Origin of the sequence: Burkholderia sp. AU15512, from assembly GCF_002223325.1 — a bacterium.
Classification (GTDB): Bacteria; Pseudomonadota; Gammaproteobacteria; order Burkholderiales; family Burkholderiaceae; genus Burkholderia.
Genome location: NZ_NKEX01000004.1, coordinates 75,414 through 91,142 on the forward strand (window position 1 = coordinate 75,414; position 15,729 = coordinate 91,142).

Annotated in this window: 16 protein-coding genes; 14 read left to right on the forward strand and 2 right to left on the reverse strand. The window is 68.8% G+C overall.

The features are described from left to right. The first annotated feature begins 71 nt into the window (after positions 1–71). The 14 genes from upp to CFB43_RS12980 all read left to right on the forward strand — a co-directional run bounded on the left by upp (position 72) and on the right by CFB43_RS12980 (position 13,254). Positions 72–722 (forward strand): uracil phosphoribosyltransferase, encoded by a 651-nt coding sequence (gene upp, locus CFB43_RS12915; protein WP_011352740.1) that lies wholly within the window; start codon positions 72–74, stop codon positions 720–722. A 217-nt stretch (positions 723–939) separates the two neighbouring features. Then, positions 940–1,668, forward strand: coding sequence for a YebC/PmpR family DNA-binding transcriptional regulator (locus CFB43_RS12920; RefSeq protein ID WP_011352741.1), 729 nt, complete (start codon positions 940–942; stop codon positions 1,666–1,668). Between the two features lie 104 nt (positions 1,669–1,772). Continuing rightward, complete coding sequence (gene purD / locus CFB43_RS12925) at positions 1,773–3,050, forward strand: phosphoribosylamine--glycine ligase (RefSeq protein ID WP_039370477.1); 1,278 nt, start codon at positions 1,773–1,775, stop codon at positions 3,048–3,050. A gap of 120 nt (positions 3,051–3,170) precedes the next feature. Next, positions 3,171–4,094, forward strand: a complete 924-nt coding sequence (gene hemF / locus CFB43_RS12930; protein WP_039370475.1) for an oxygen-dependent coproporphyrinogen oxidase — start codon at positions 3,171–3,173, stop codon at positions 4,092–4,094. Between the two features lie 3 nt (positions 4,095–4,097). Beyond that, positions 4,098–4,823, forward strand: coding sequence for a nicotinate-nucleotide adenylyltransferase (locus tag CFB43_RS12935; protein ID WP_226207185.1), 726 nt, complete (start codon positions 4,098–4,100; stop codon positions 4,821–4,823). A 4-nt stretch (positions 4,824–4,827) separates the two neighbouring features. Next, positions 4,828–5,277, forward strand: coding sequence for a ribosome silencing factor (gene rsfS / locus CFB43_RS12940; protein WP_089495355.1), 450 nt, complete (start codon positions 4,828–4,830; stop codon positions 5,275–5,277). A gap of 25 nt (positions 5,278–5,302) precedes the next feature. Continuing rightward, entirely contained in the window at positions 5,303–5,773 is a 471-nt protein-coding gene (gene rlmH, locus CFB43_RS12945; protein ID WP_089495356.1) for a 23S rRNA (pseudouridine(1915)-N(3))-methyltransferase RlmH, read from the forward strand. A gap of 51 nt (positions 5,774–5,824) precedes the next feature. Next, positions 5,825–6,457, forward strand: a complete 633-nt coding sequence (locus tag CFB43_RS12950; RefSeq protein WP_089495357.1) for a Maf family protein — start codon at positions 5,825–5,827, stop codon at positions 6,455–6,457. Between the two features lie 7 nt (positions 6,458–6,464). After that, positions 6,465–7,934 (forward strand): ribonuclease G, encoded by a 1,470-nt coding sequence (rng, locus tag CFB43_RS12955; RefSeq protein WP_069248507.1) that lies wholly within the window; start codon positions 6,465–6,467, stop codon positions 7,932–7,934. A gap of 127 nt (positions 7,935–8,061) precedes the next feature. Further along, the gene (locus tag CFB43_RS12960) at positions 8,062–8,397 is read left to right on the forward strand and encodes a YggL family protein (RefSeq protein ID WP_039370464.1); all 336 of its coding nucleotides are present in this window, start codon (positions 8,062–8,064) and stop codon (positions 8,395–8,397) included. A 479-nt stretch (positions 8,398–8,876) separates the two neighbouring features. Then, positions 8,877–10,106 carry a collagen-like triple helix repeat-containing protein gene (locus CFB43_RS12965; protein WP_089495358.1) on the forward strand — a complete coding sequence of 410 codons (1,230 nt, stop codon included), beginning with the start codon at positions 8,877–8,879 and terminating at the stop codon, positions 10,104–10,106. Positions 10,107–10,421: 315 nt separating this feature from the next. Beyond that, on the forward strand, positions 10,422–11,390 hold the full coding sequence (locus CFB43_RS12970) for a PRC-barrel domain-containing protein (RefSeq protein ID WP_089495359.1): 969 nt from the start codon (positions 10,422–10,424) through the stop codon (positions 11,388–11,390). Continuing rightward, the gene (locus CFB43_RS12975) at positions 11,387–12,646 is read left to right on the forward strand and encodes an MFS transporter (RefSeq protein WP_089495360.1); all 1,260 of its coding nucleotides are present in this window, start codon (positions 11,387–11,389) and stop codon (positions 12,644–12,646) included. Before CFB43_RS12970 ends, CFB43_RS12975 begins: the two co-directional genes overlap by 4 nt. Before the next feature lie 41 nt (positions 12,647–12,687). Beyond that, positions 12,688–13,254, forward strand: a complete 567-nt coding sequence (locus CFB43_RS12980; protein ID WP_089426010.1) for an FUSC family protein — start codon at positions 12,688–12,690, stop codon at positions 13,252–13,254. A gap of 66 nt (positions 13,255–13,320) precedes the next feature. Here the strand turns inward: CFB43_RS12980 and CFB43_RS12985 are convergent, their stop codons facing one another. Together CFB43_RS12985 and msbA are read right to left on the reverse strand one after the other, a co-directional pair. Beyond that, positions 13,321–13,701, reverse strand: a complete 381-nt coding sequence (locus CFB43_RS12985) for an RcnB family protein (RefSeq protein WP_089473314.1) — start codon at positions 13,699–13,701, stop codon at positions 13,321–13,323. Between the two features lie 106 nt (positions 13,702–13,807). Then, complete coding sequence (gene msbA, locus CFB43_RS12990) at positions 13,808–15,559, reverse strand: lipid A export permease/ATP-binding protein MsbA (RefSeq protein WP_069248513.1); 1,752 nt, start codon at positions 15,557–15,559, stop codon at positions 13,808–13,810. Positions 15,560–15,729 lie beyond the last annotated feature (170 nt).

Sequence of the window (15,729 nt, forward strand, 5' to 3'; positions counted from 1 at the left end):
GACATAAGCGCGCGGCCGGCTTGCGCCCGCCGCCGCCCCCGATCCTCTTTTGCCGCCAAGGCGCCTCCGTCATGAAACAGGACAGCCGTTTCCCGAATCTCTTCATCACCGATCACCCGCTGATCCAGCACAAGCTCACGCACATGCGCGACAAGGACACGTCCACGCGCACGTTCCGCGAGCTGCTGCGCGAAATCACGCTGCTGATGGGTTACGAGATCACCCGCAACCTGCCGATCACGACCAAGCGGGTCGAAACCCCGCTCGTCGAGGTCGACGCGCCGGTGATCGCGGGCAAGAAGCTGGCGATCGTGCCCGTGCTGCGCGCGGGCATCGGGATGTCGGACGGCCTGCTCGACCTGGTTCCGTCCGCCCGCGTCGGCCACATCGGCGTGTATCGCGCCGACGACCATCGCCCGGTCGAATACCTGGTGCGCCTGCCGGATCTGGAAGACCGCATCTTCATCCTGTGCGACCCGATGGTCGCGACCGGCTACTCGGCCGTGCACGCGGTCGACGTGCTGAAGCGCCGCAACGTGCCGGCCGCGAACATCATGTTCGTCGCGCTGGTCGCGGCGCCCGAAGGCGTGCAGGTGTTCCAGGACGCGCACCCGGACGTGAAGCTGTTCGTCGCGTCGCTCGATTCGCACCTGAACGAGCATGCGTACATCGTGCCGGGCCTCGGCGACGCGGGCGACCGCCTGTTCGGCACCAAGAACTGAGCGCCTGTACGGCCGCGCGGCGCGCGGCCCGGCTCGCGACGGCCCGCCTGGCCGTCCGGCCATGCGCGGCGGCCCCGATCCGGCGGTCGCCGCGTGATAAAATCTCGATCCACTCGACACGCGCGGCCCCGCGGCTTCATGCCCGCCGAAACGGCCGCCGATTCAACGACACATTGAAACAATCGCCCGCGCTGTGCGCCCGGGCACGGAGAAAGGTATGGCTGGTCATTCGAAATGGGCCAACATCAAGCATAAGAAGGCAGCGGCCGACGCGAAGCGCGGCAAGATCTGGACCCGCCTGATCAAGGAAATCCAGGTCGCGGCGCGCCTCGGCGGCGGTGACGTCAACTCGAACCCGCGCCTGCGTCTGGCGGTCGACAAGGCGGCCGACGCGAACATGCCGAAGGACAACGTCAAGCGCGCGATCGATCGCGGCGTCGGCGGCGCGGATGGCGCGAACTACGAGGAAATCCGCTACGAAGGCTACGGCATCAGCGGCGCGGCGATCATCGTCGACACGCTGACCGACAACCGCACCCGCACGGTCGCGGAAGTCCGCCATGCGTTCTCGAAGTTCGGCGGCAACATGGGCACCGACGGCTCGGTCGCGTTCATGTTCGATCACGTCGGCCAGTTCCTGTTCGCACCGGGCACGTCGGAAGACGCGCTGATGGAAGCCGCGCTCGAAGCCGGCGCGAACGACGTGAACACGAACGACGACGGTTCGATCGAAGTGCTGTGCGACTGGCAGGCATTCTCGGCGGTGAAGGACGCGCTCGAAGCCGGCGGCTTCAAGGCCGAGCTCGCCGAAGTGACGATGAAGCCGCAGAACGAAGTCGAATTCACCGGCGACGACGCGGCGAAGATGCAGAAGCTCCTCGACGCGCTCGAGAACCTCGACGACGTGCAGGACGTGTATACGAACGCCGTCATCGTCGAGGAATGAGGTGCCGGCCGCCGTGTTCCTGTCGCGGCGGCGGCCCGACCGAATCCGCGGCCGGCGCGCCTGAGCGTGCCGGCCGCCCTGTTTTCTAGTCTGCGGGGAATCCCATGAAACTACTCGTCGTCGGTTCCGGCGGCCGCGAACATGCGCTGGCGTGGAAGCTCGCGCAGTCGCCGCGCGTCCAGATGGTCTACGTCGCGCCCGGCAATGGCGGCACGGCGCAGGACGAGCGCCTGAAGAACGTCGACATCACGGCGCTCGACGAACTCGCCGATTTCGCGGAACGCGAAGGCGTCGCGTTCACGCTCGTCGGGCCGGAAGCGCCGCTCGCGGCCGGCATCGTCAACCTGTTCCGCGCGCGCGGCCTGAAGGTCTTCGGCCCGACCCGCGAAGCCGCGCAGCTCGAGAGCTCGAAGGATTTCGCGAAGGCGTTCATGAAGCGCCACGGCATCCCGACCGCCGAGTACGAAACGTTCTCCGACGTGGCCGCCGCGCACGCGTACATCGACGCGAAGGGTGCGCCGATCGTCGTGAAGGCCGACGGCCTCGCGGCCGGCAAGGGTGTCGTCGTCGCGATGACGCTCGAAGAAGCGCACGAAGCGGTCGACATGATGCTGTCGGGCAACAAGCTCGGCGACGCCGGCGCGCGTGTCGTGATCGAGGAATTCCTCGACGGCGAGGAAGCGAGCTTCATCGTGATGGTCGACGGCAAGCACGCGCTGGCGCTGGCGTCCAGCCAGGACCACAAGCGCCTGCTGGATGAAGACCGCGGCCCGAACACCGGCGGCATGGGTGCATATTCGCCCGCGCCGATCGTCACGCCGCAGATGCACGCACGCGTGATGCGCGAGATCATCATGCCGACCGTACGCGGGATGGAGAAGGACGGCATCCGCTTCACGGGCTTCCTGTATGCGGGCCTGATGATCGACAAGGAAGGCAATCCGCGCACGCTCGAGTTCAACTGCCGGATGGGCGACCCGGAAACGCAGCCGATCATGGCGCGCCTGAAGAGCGATTTCTCGAAGGTCGTCGAGCAGGCGATCGCGGGCACGCTCGACACGGTCGAGCTCGACTGGGACCGCCGCACCGCGCTGGGCGTCGTGCTGGCCGCGCACGGTTATCCGGACGCGCCGCGCAAGGGCGACCGCATCAACGGAATCCCGGCCGAGACCGAACAGGCCGTCACGTTCCATGCAGGCACGACGCTCGACGGCGACAAGCTGACGACGTCCGGCGGCCGCGTGCTGTGCGTGGTCGGCCTCGCCGATTCGGTACGCGAAGCGCAGCAGCATGCGTACGAGACGATCAACCAGATCAATTTCGAAGGCATGCAGTACCGCCGCGACATCGGCTTCCGCGCGCTCAACCGCAAGAGCGCCTGACGTTGCAATTGCCGCCCCGCCCGCGCGCGGCGGCGGCCCCCCTCTGCCGGGGTTCGTTAGAATGCCCGGCAGAAGCCTTTTTTACGGCCCCCGCTTCGGGCGGGGGCACCCAGCCCAGACATGACCGATTCGACCTACGACGTAGCGCGCGTGCGCACGTACCTCCAGGGCCTGCAGACACGCATCGCCGACGCGCTCGGCGCGCTCGACGGTACGCCGCTCGCGACCGACGCATGGCAACGCGGGCCGGCCGAACGCCTGCGCGGCGGCGGCTGCACGCGGATTCTCGAAGGCGGCCGCGTGTTCGAACGCGCGGGGATCGGCTTTTCCGACGTCGCGGGCGATGCGCTGCCGCCGTCGGCGAGCGCGGCGCGCCCGCAGCTCGCGGGCCGCGGCTTCGAGGCACTCGGCGTGTCGCTGGTGCTGCACCCGCGCAATCCGTATTGCCCGACCGTACACATGAACGTGCGAATGCTGATCGCGACGAAACCGGGCGAAGAGCCCGTGTTCTGGTTCGGCGGCGGCATGGATCTGACACCGGTGTACGGTTTCGAGGACGACGCCCGGCATTTCCACCAGACCTGCAAGGACGCGCTCGACCCGTTCGGCGTCGAGCTCTACCCGCGCTTCAAGAAATGGTGCGACGAGTATTTCTTCCTGAAGCACCGCAACGAGATGCGCGGCATCGGCGGGATCTTCTTCGACGATTTCTCGGAGCCCGGTTTCGAACGCTCGTTTGACATGATGCAAAGCGTCGGCGACGCGTTCCTGCAGGCCTACCTGCCGATCGTCGAGCGCCGCGCCGAGCTGCCGTACGGCGAGCGCGAGCGAGACTTCCAGGCGTACCGCCGCGGCCGCTACGTCGAATTCAACCTCGTGTTCGATCGCGGCACGTTGTTCGGCCTGCAAAGCGGCGGCCGGACCGAGTCGATCCTGATGTCGATGCCGCCGGTCGCGAACTGGCGCTACAACTGGCAGCCCGAGCCGGGTTCGCCGGAAGCGCGCCTGTACAGCGACTTCATCGTGCCGCGCGACTGGGTCTGACCCCTGCCTCAAGCAAAGGACGCGTTTCTGGACACCACCGCCCGCCCCGCCCCGCTGCCGCGTCGTATCGGCTTGCTGGGCGGCACTTTCGACCCGATCCACGACGGCCATCTCGCCCTCGCGCGTCGGTTCGCCGAACTGCTCGGCCTGACCGAACTCGTGCTGCTGCCCGCCGGGCAGCCGTACCAGAAGCGTGACGTGTCGGCCGCCGAGCATCGGCTCGCGATGACGCGCGCGGCCGCCGGCTCGCTGTCCGTGCCGGGCGTGACCGTGACCGTCGCCACCGACGAGATCGAGCACGCCGGCCCGACCTACACGGTCGAGACGCTCGCGCGCTGGCGCGAGCGGATCGGCCCAGGCGCATCGCTGTCGCTGCTGATCGGCGCCGACCAGCTCGTGCGCCTCGACACGTGGCGCGACTGGCGCAAGCTGTTCGACTACGCGCACATCTGCGTGTCGACGCGCCCGGGGTTCGACCTCGGCGCGGCGCCGCCGGACGTCGCGCAGGAAATCACCGCGCGGCAAGCCGGCGCCGGCGTGCTCAAGGCCACGCCGGCAGGCCACCTGCTGATCGATACGACCCTTTCGTTCGACATTGCCGCGACCGACATCCGCGCCCACCTGCGCGAATGCATCGCGCGCCATGCGCAAATGCCCGACGCATCGGCCGAGCATGTGCCGGCCGCCGTATGGGCCTATATTCTTCAACATCGCCTCTACCATTCCTGAATCCATGGATATTCGCAAACTGCAGCGCGTGATCGTCGACGCCCTCGAAGACGTCAAGGCGCAAGACATCAAGGTGTTCAACACCAGCCACCTGACCGAACTGTTCGACCGCGTGGTCGTCGCTTCGGGCACCTCCAACCGCCAGACCAAGGCGCTCGCGTCGAGCGTGCGTGACAAGGTCAAGGAAGCCGGCGGCGACATCGTCAGCTCCGAAGGCGAAGACACCGGCGAATGGGTGCTCGTCGACTGCGGCGACGCGGTCGTGCACATCCTGCAACCGGCCCTGCGCCAGTACTACAACCTCGAGGAAATCTGGGGCGACAAGCCCGTGCGGATGAAGCTCGGCGGCGGCAAGGGGAACGGCTTCGCCACGGCCAGCGAAGGCGACGACGAAGAAGAGGAGGAAGCCGCGCCCGCACGCCCGGCGCGCAAGACGGCCGCTCGCCGCCGTTGAGCCCCCAGTCGTCAAGCGTCTTCCGATGAAGCTTTTCATCCTTGCGGTCGGCCACAAGATGCCGGGCTGGATCGCATCCGGCTTCGACGAATACACGAAGCGGATGCCGCCCGAGCTGCGCATCGAGTTGCGCGAGATCAAGCCCGAACTGCGTTCGGGCGGCCGCAGCGCCGAGAGCGTGATGGCGGCCGAGCGGCAGAAGATCGAGGCCGCGCTGCCGAAGGGCGCGCGCCTCGTCGCGCTCGACGAGCGCGGCCGCGACTGGACCACGATGCAGCTCGCGCATGCGCTACCCGGCTGGCAGCAGGACGGCCGCGACGTCGCGTTCGTGATCGGCGGCGCCGACGGGCTCGACCCCGAACTGAAAGCGCGTGCCGACACGCTGCTGCGCATCTCGAGCATGACGCTGCCGCACGGGATGGTGCGCGTGCTGCTCGCCGAACAGCTTTACCGGGCGTGGAGCATCACGCAGAATCACCCCTACCACCGCGCATGACGTGTCGTCCTCGAGACGCGCGCCACGCGCGCACACCGAGATAACGACACCATGCCGTCCAGCACGCCCCCCGCGCTTTTCCCGACCCTTTACCTCGCTTCGCAAAGCCCGCGCCGCCAGGAGCTGCTGCAGCAGATCGGCGTACGCTTCGAGTTGCTACTGCCGCGTCCCGACGAGGATGCCGAGGCGCTCGAGGCCGAACTGCCCGGCGAAGCCGCCGATGCGTACGTGCGGCGCGTGACCATCGCCAAGGCCGAGGCTGCGCGTGCGCGCCTCGTCGCAAGCGGCAAGCCGGCCTCGCCGGTGCTGGTCGCCGATACGACCGTCACGATCGACGGCGCGATCCTCGGCAAGCCGGCCGACGCCGACGACGCGCTCGCGATGCTCACGCGCCTCGCCGGCCGCGAGCACGCGGTGCTGACCGCCGTCGCCGTGATCGATGCCGACGGCGAACTGCTGCCGCCCGCGCTGTCGCGCTCGTCGGTGCGTTTCGCGGCCGCGTCGCGCGACGCGTACGCGCGCTACGTCGCATCGGGCGAGCCGTTCGGCAAGGCCGGCGCGTATGCGATCCAGGGGCGCGCCGCCGAGTTCATCGAGCGAATCGACGGTTCCCATTCAGGTATCATGGGTCTGCCCCTTTTTGAGACTGCCGCGCTGCTCCGCACCGCGCGCGTCGCCTTCTGAACCCACCATGAACGAAGAAATCCTGATCAACCTCACGCCGCAGGAAACGCGGGTCGCACTCGTCCAGCAAGGCGCGGTGCAGGAGCTTCACGTCGAGCGCACGCTGTCGCGCGGGCGGGTCGGCAACATCTATCTCGGCAAGGTCGTGCGCGTGCTGCCCGGCATGCAGTCGGCGTTCATCGACATCGGCCTCGAACGCGCGGCGTTCCTGCATGTCGCCGACATCTGGCATCCGCGCCTCGCGGGCGAGCCGCAGTCGGGCACGCCGCACCAGCCGATCGAGAAAATCGTGTTCGAAGGCCAGACGCTGATGGTCCAGGTGATCAAGGACCCGATCGGCACGAAGGGCGCGCGGCTGTCGACGCAGGTCAGCATCGCGGGCCGCACGCTCGTCTACCTGCCTCAGGAACCGCATATCGGCATCTCGCAGAAGATCGAGAGCGAGGCCGAACGCGAGGCCGTGCGCGCGCGCCTGACGGCCGTGATCCCGCCGGACGAGAAGGGCGGCTACATCGTGCGCACGATCGCCGAGGATGCCACCTCCGACGAGCTCGCCGGCGACGTCACGTACCTGCGCAAGACGTGGGCGACGATCGTCGCCCAGGCACAGCGGCTGCCGGCGACGAGCCTGCTGTACCAGGATCTCGATCTCGCGCAGCGCGTGCTGCGCGATTTCGCGAACGACGACACGACGCGCATCCAGGTCGATTCGCGCGAGACGTACCAGCGCCTGTCGGAATTCGCGGGCGAATTCACGCCGGCCGTGAGCCCGAAGCTGCACCACTACACGGGCGAGCGTCCGCTGTTCGACCTGTACAACATCGAGACGGAGATCCAGCGCGCGCTGTCGCGCCGCGTCGACCTGAAGTCGGGCGGTTACCTGATGATCGACCAGACCGAGGCGATGACGACGATCGACGTGAACACGGGCGGCTACGTCGGCGCACGCAACTTCGACGACACGATCTTCAAGACCAACCTCGAGGCCGCGCATACGATCGCGCGGCAATTGCGGCTGCGCAACCTCGGCGGGATCATCATCATCGACTTCATCGACATGGAGAACGCCGAGCATCGCGACGCGGTGCTGTCCGAGTTGAAGAAGGCGCTGTCGCGCGACCGCACGCGCGTGACGGTCAACGGGTTCTCGCAGCTCGGGCTCGTCGAGATGACGCGCAAGCGCACGCGCGAATCGCTCGCGCACGTGCTGTGCGAGCCGTGCCCGACCTGCCAGGGCAAGGGCCAGGTGAAGACGTCGCGCACCGTGTGCTACGACATCCTGCGCGAGATCCTGCGCGAGTCGCGGCAGTTCAACCCGCGCGAATTCCGCGTGATCGCCGCGCAGCAGGTGATCGACCTGTTCCTCGACGAGGAGTCGCAGCATCTCGCGATGCTGATCGACTTCATCGGCAAGCCGGTGTCGCTGCAGGTCGAATCGAACCTGAGCCAGGAGCAGTACGATATCGTGCTGATGTAACGTTCCGTCCATCCGCCGCCGGCATCGCCGCGCGGCGCTTCGATGCGGCGCCCGGGCCGCCCGCGCATGTCGCGCCGGCACCCGCCGCCGCCCTTTCACCCTACCCTTTTCGCATTCACCACACACCATGAGCCAAGGCCACAACCGCCGCCAGCGCAAGAAACTCCACATCGGCGAATTCCAGGAACTCGCGTTCAACGCCACCGCGCATTACCGCAACGAAATGACCGATCTCGAGCGCGGCGAACTGATCGACGCGTTCATCGACTTCGTCGAAGCGAACGGGCTGCTGACCGTCGCGTCGGCGGACGAAGGCATCGGCGCTTACGTGATTTCCGGCGCGCCGCGCGGCACGACGACCGACGCCGACCGCGAGCTCGTGCGCGGCTGGCTGGCCGCACGGCCGGAACTGTCCGACGTCAAGGTCAGCGAATTCACCGACGCGTGGTACCCGGAAGCCTGAGTTTCCGGCTTCACGCCCCTCGCGCAGCGCCCGCGCCTGCCCGCCGCCACGGCGGGTGAGGCCGGCGCCGCCCCGCTCCCTCCGCCTCGCCTCCGCCTCCCCTTCCGCCATCGCGCGATACCCGCGCCACCGGCACCGACTCACACGATTTCCGCCGCGTCGACGGTGATTACCCCGATTTCGGCAGTGAATCGGACGCTTACTTCAATTTAACGTTGCTTAAAAGACGGCTCGCGCCGGCAGACCTACTCTGATCGCCAGGAATCCGATGTTTTCCGGTGCGATCGGCAGGCAAGACGAAAGAATGCAAACCGCTCGCCCGACCGATGTTCCGGATTCCGGTACGGGCGAAAAAGCGACACGGCGACAGGTCAATCAGGGAGACAACCAACGATGCGCCAGCCGCTTCCCCATCGCAGCGACACATTGACGCACGCGAAGGCCGCCTGACCCCACTCTCCAACGAATACGAGGACGACATGGATACGCCGACCAACCATCAGGCAGGACTCCGAATGATCATGATCGCGGCTGGCGTCGCAGCGCTGGTGTCGCTGTCCGCGTGCGGCGGCTCCGGCTCGCTGAGCCAGGGCACCGGCGGCACCGGATCGGGTTCGGGCGACACGACGGCCACGACCGGCGGCACGAGCAACGGCTCGGGCAGCGGTTCCGGCAGCGGCTCGACCGTCGGCAGCACGGGCAGCGGCAGCGGCTCGGGCACCGGCTCGGCGGGCAGCGGTGCATCCGCCAATGCGCTCGGCCAGACGATCGACTCGTCGAGCAACATCGTGACGGCCGCGGGCGGCGCGGTATCGAGCGTCGGCACGACGATCGCGGGCCAGTCGGTGCCCGGCGCCAATGCGTCGACCACGCAAGGTCTCGGCACGGTCGTGCAGGATGCCGGCGCGGCCGTCACGACGCTCGGCACCGGCCTCGGCTCGGGGCTCGGCCAGCTCGGCGCATCGTCGAACCCGGTCGGCACGACGGTCGCGAGCACCGGCGGCGTGGTCACGAACCTCGGCGACGCGGTCGCCGCGACCGGCGGCGTCGTGTCGAGCCTCGGCGCCAGCGGTTCGGCGCTGGCACCGCTCGCGCCCGTCACGTCGCCGGTCGGCGGCGCGGTCACGATGCTCGGCAATACGATCGCCGGCGGCGGCGCGACGCTCGGCACGCAGTTGTCGACCGGCCCCGTCGCGCAGGTCACGGGCGCCGCCAGCTCGGCGATCACGCCGATCACGACGCAGGTCGGGTCGGTCACGCAGACGGTCGCGTCGAGCACGCCGCTCGGCGCACCGCTCACGAACCTCGTGACGACGGTCGGCAACGGCGTCGCGAACGCCGGCACGACGATCGCGAAAACCGGCGGGAATCCGGTAACGACCGGCGTCGGCAACGTCGTCACCGCGACCGGCAACACGGTGGCCACCGCCGGCACGGCGCTGCTGGGCGGTGGCGGCGCCGCGACGAGCCCGCTCGCGCCGGTCACGGGGCTCTTGTCGACGGGCGCACTCGGCGGCGCGACGGGTGGCAGTAACCCGGCAGGTGCGCTCACGTCGGCGGTCGGCACCGTGACGGGAGCGGTGTCGGGCGCAGCCGGCGGCTCGCCCGTCGCGGGGCTGACGGGCGGCAGCGGCACCGGTGCGCTCTCGAAAACGGGCGGCGGCGTGCTCGCCCCCGTGACGACGACGCTCGGCGCGCTGGTCAAGTAAGCGGCAGGCCGGCACGGCGCCCGCATCGTCGCAGACGATCGGGCGCCTTAGCCTTAGCCTTAGCCTTAGCCTTAGCCTTAGCCTTAGCCTTAGCCTTAGCCTTAGCCTTAGCCTTAGCCTTGGCCGGCATTCAACCCCCTTCCCCACCCCGCGATCCCTTCCTTTTCCCGACAGTCCGCCTCCAGCCAGCCATCGACATCGGACCTGAAAGCAAGACACGTTAAAATCTCACCTCGCGTGGTGCGCCGCCCGCACCCGCCATCCATCGCCAGCCGCGCGCCCTCGGGCCGCCCCCGAACCATGGAGTGAGTGTCAATGAGCGGCGGACTTCCGTTTCCCGCATCCCGCAGCAAGTCGTTGCCGTCCTCGACGGTTTTCCTGATCCTCGCCGCCGCCACGCTGCTGTCCGGCTGCGGGCTGCTGCCGGTGCAGAATCCGCCCGCGCCGATCAGCGAGGCGCTCGTCGAGCCCGTCGAGGAAACCGCCGGCGAACCGCTGACGATGCCGCCCGTGCCCGCGCCGACGCACCCGGAGGAGCCGGAAGCGCCGAAGAAGCCGCACCGCGAAGTCGCGCGGCCGAAGCCCGTGCAGCGCCCCGAATCGCCGACACCGCCGCCGCCTCCACCGCCGCCGATCGTCGCGACGCGCCCGCTCGACCGCACCCAGATCCATGCGCTGCTCGACAGCGAAGTCGCGCGCCGCAACGGCAAGGTGATCGGCCGCGCGGTCGACATGGTGACCGACGCGAGCGGCAAGCCGCGCGAGATGATCGTGAACCTGCAGGGCTTCATGGGCGTGGGCGACCGCAAGGTCATCTTCCCGTGGAACGTGTTCCGCTTCACGCCGGGCGGCAAACAGGAGCCGATCGTGCTCGACGTGCCGTCGGGCGACCTGCCGCCGGCCGCCCGGCCCAAGGCCGTGCCGCTGTCCGGGTCGGCCGCCGCCTCGCCCGCGACGCGGCTGCCGATGCTCGACAGCGACGTCGAGCGTCCGAACGGCACGAAGATCGGCCGGATCGTCGACGTACTGATCGACCGCGCATCGCAGCCGCAGGCGGTCGTGCTCGACCTCGGCGGCCTCGTCAATACCGACCGCCGTTCGATCGCCGCGAGCTGGGGCGCGCTGCGCTTCGTCACGCGCGACAAGGCGCTCCATCCGCAGCTCGACCTGAACGACGCACAGATCAAGGCGTCGCCGCCCTACGCGGCCGACAAGCCGATCGTCGCGGTTTTCCCCCCGCCCGTTGCCCCGGCACCGGCTTCGTCTGCGAGCGCGACCCGATGACGATCAAGCATTCCGTCAGCGCACGCAGTCTCCGGTCCCTCGACTGGCTCAACTTCTTCGTTGCAAACGTTCAAACAGGGTTCGGTCCGTTCATCGCGTCCTACCTCGCGTCGCACAAGTGGACGCAGGGCGAGATCGGCATGGTGCTGTCGATCGGCACGATCAGCGCGATGGTCAGCCAGGTGCCGGGCGGCGCGGCCGTCGATGCGCTGAAGAACAAGAAAGGCGCGGCCGCGTGGGCGATCGCGGCCATCATCCTGTCCGCGGTGCTGCTCGCGTCGAGCCCGACGATCGTGCCGGTGATCGCCGCCGAGGTGTTCCACGGCTTCGCGAGCTGCATGCTCGTGCCGGCCATGGCCGCGATCTCGTTCTCGCTCGTCGGCCGCGCCGACCTCGGCGACCGGCTCGGCCGCAACGCGCGCTGGGCGTCGATCGGCAGCGCGGTCGCGGCGGGCCTGATGGGGCTCACCGGCGAATATTTCTCCGCCCGCGCGGTGTTCTGGCTGACCGCCGTGCTCGCGCTGCCCGCGCTGTTCGCGCTCGCGATGATCCAGCCGACCCACGAGGTGATCCCGCAATCGTCGAAGCCCGACGATCGCGACGAAGCCGGCGAACGCGAAACGCTGCTCGAACTGCTGCGCGACCGCCGGATGCTGATCTTCGCGGCGTGCGTCGTGCTGTTCCACCTGTCGAACGCGGCGATGCTGAACCTCGCGGCCGGCGAAGTCACGGCCGGGATGGGCGAGAACGTGCAGCTCGTGATCGCCGCGTGCATCATCGTGCCGCAGGCGATCGTCGCGATGCTGTCGCCGTGGGTCGGCCGCTCCGCGCAACGCTGGGGGCGCCGGCCGATCCTGCTGCTCGGTTTCTCGGCGCTGCCGGTGCGCGCGCTGCTGTTCGCCGGCGTGAGCAGCCCGTACCTGCTGGTGCCGGTGCAGATGCTCGACGGCATCAGCGCGGCCGTGTTCGGCGTGATGCTGCCGCTGATCGCGGCCGACGTCGCGGGCGGCAAGGGCCGCTACAACCTGTGCATCGGGCTCTTCGGGCTCGCGGCCGGGATCGGCGCGACGCTCAGCACGGCCGCGGCCGGCTACGTCGCCGATCACTTCGGCAACGCCGTGAGCTTCTTCGGGCTCGCGGGCGCCGGTGCGCTCGCGGTGCTGCTGGTCTGGCTCGTGATGCCCGAAACGCGCGTCGCGAACGGTGATGCGGCCGCCGACGAACCGGCCACCGCATCGCCGGAACAGGCGCGCTGACACCGGCGCGCCGCCGTTACCCGCTTCTTGGCCAACGCATGATGGATACGATCAGGACACTCAACGAAGCCCGCCAGCAGATCCAGCAGTCGATCTTCGACCTGTTCAAGGGGCTGTCATTCAGCGAGCGGCTCGCCCAGGGCGGGCTGATGGCGCTGCAGGCCGTGTGCGGCGCCTGCCTCGCGTACGTGATCGGCCGCGCGCTGCACACCGAGCAGGCCGTGTGGGCGGCGATCACCGCGATCGCCGTGACGCAGCACAACTACTCGGACACGATGTCGCTGTCGCGCGACCAGTTCGTCGGCGCGATGGTCGGCGGCGTGCTCGGCTTCGCCGGCGCGGCGCTCGGCGGCGACCGCCTCGTCGCGTATGCGATGACCGTCGCGGTCGTGATCGTCTGCTGCTGGTGCCTGAACGTCGGCAGCGCCGCACGGCTCGGCGGCGTGACCGCGACGATCGTGCTGCTGTTTCCGGGCAACGGCCCGCTGTGGGACATTCCGCTGATGCGGCTCGGCGAGGTGACGCTCGGTACCGTATGTGCGCTGGGCGTGTGCTGGGTGATGTCGAAAATCGAGCGCCGCTGGTTCCGCCACGCGGCGGCGAAGTGACGCGTTGATCCGGTTGCCCGGCGCGCATCGCGGCATCGCGCGATCCGTGCCGGGCCGTCGGCCAGGTCAGTTACCGATCCGCAGCACGATGCCGGAACCGATCTGCACCAGCAGGTGATCCCCGCCGACGCCGACCCATTGATAGCCGCGCGGCGGCGGGCTCAGGCGATAGCCGCGCCAGTCGTCGATCACGTACTGGCGATCGCGGAACTCGGGCGGAAGCCGGTCGCCCTTGTGCCATTCGCGGCGCGGCTGGTCGGCCCAGCGCGGCGGCACGTCGTCCTCATGGCGCATCTGGCCGGGCGGCATGTGTTTCGGGCCGTGGCCGCGCTGCATGCCATGGCCGCCCTGGTCGTCGTGGTGGTCGTGGTCCTGCGCCATCGCGGCCGGCGCGGCGAAACCCGCCGCGATCAGCGCGGCCAGCATCATCCCGTGCATCTTCTTCATCGTGCCTTCCCTCCGTGTTGTCACGTCGAACGAAACCACTCGGACTGCCCGATGAAGACTAGCACACGGTATCGCGGGGCCACATGACCGCGCATATGACCGCGCGTTACGCAGCCTGCTGCTGGTACTGGATCCGGTGCAGGTGCGCGTAGAGGCCGCCGTGGCGCAGCAATTCATCATGGCTGCCCTCCTCCACGATCTTGCCTGCCTCGAGCACGAGGATGCGGTCCGCGCGCTCGATCGTCGACAGCCGGTGCGCGATCACGAGCGTCGTGCGGCCTTCCATCAGCCGTTCGAGCGCGGCCTGCACGTGGCGCTCCGATTCCGAGTCGAGCGCCGACGTCGCTTCGTCGAGGATCAGGATCGGCGCGTCCTTGTAGATCGCGCGCGCGATCGCGAGCCGCTGGCGCTGGCCGCCGGACAACCGCATCCCGTTGCCGCCGACGAGCGTGTCGAGCCCGTCGGGCATCGCGGCGACCGCATCGGCGAGGTTCGCGGCCTCGAGCGCGGCCTGCACGCGCGCGCGGTCGGGCGTCTGCCCGTACGCGACGTTCGCGGCGATCGTGTCGTTGAACAGCACGACGTCCTGGCTGACCATCGCCATCTGGCCGCGCAACGCGTGGAGGTCGTAGTCGGCCACCGGCACGCCGTCGACCAGGATCGCCCCGTCGGTCGGGTCGAAGAAGCGCGGCAGCAGGTTCACGAGCGTCGTCTTGCCGCTGCCCGACGGGCCCGCGAGCGCGATCATTTCACCGGGCGCGACCTTGAACGAGATGCGGTCGAGCGTCGGCCGCTCGGCCGCGCCGTAGTCGAACGTCACGTTGCGGAACTCGATGTCGCCACGCGCCTGGGCGAGCGGCCGGCCGCCGCCCTGCGGCTCGGCCGGTTCGTCGATCAGCCCGAAGATCAGTTCGGCGGCCGTCATCCCGCGCTGCAGCGGCTGGTTGACGTCGATCAGGTGCTTGAGCGGCGAGATCACCAGCAGCATCGACGTGACGAACGCGACGAAACCGCCGACCGTCGTCTGGTCGTTCGACGACTGCACGACCGCGATCGTGATCACGACCGCGAGCGCGATCGACGCGAGGAACTGCGTGAGCGGCTGCGCGAGGCCGCCGGAGATCGTCATGCGCATCGCATAGCCGCGCAGGCGCTTGCTCATCTGCGTGAAGCGGTCCATCTCGTACGCTTCGCCGTTGTGCACCTTGACGACCTTGTAGCCGCCGACCGTCTCCTCGACGATGTACGACAGCTCGTTGGTCAGCGTCTGGTGCTCGCGGTTCAGGCGGCGCAGGCGGCGGTTGATCTTGCTGACGAGCCAGCCGATGCCCGGCAGGATCACCGCGACGATCAGCGTGAGCCGCCAGTTCAGGTAGAACAGGTAGCCGAGCAGGAAGATCACCGTCAGCGAATCGCGCACGAGCGTGACCATCACGCCGGTCAGCACCGACAGGATCTGGTTGACCTCGAACACGATCGCGTTGATCACCGTGCTCGCCGTCTCGCGCTGGAAGAACGACGCGCCCGTGTGCAGCATCCGCTGGAACATCTCGAGCCGCAGTTGCAGCAGGATGCGGTTCGACACGTAGTTGAGCAGGTAATTCGACGCGTACTGCGACACGCCGCGCACGAGCGCGAGCCCGATCACGGCCATCGGCACGTACCATTTCGCGCGGTCGCTGCCGTGCGAGCCGAAGCCGTGATCGAGCAGCGGCTTGAGCAGCGCCGGGATCCCGGCCTCGGTGGCCGCGACGACGCCCATCGTCATCACGGCGAGCACCACGATGCCGATCAGCGGCCGGATGTACGGCCACAGGCGCTTGAGGACCGTCACGGGCGAGGTGCCCGTGCCGTCCATCGGTTTGCGAAGAGTGTTCTGGGTTTCCAAGGCAATCCTTCTTGAGCCGCGATGCGGCGCCCGGACGTGGCCGCCCGGGGTGTCGCCCTGTCGGGCGGGTGCCGAAAAGGGCTCAACATTATAGCCGCACCGCCCCGGCCGGCACGGTCCTGGCCGATGCGGGCGGCGGC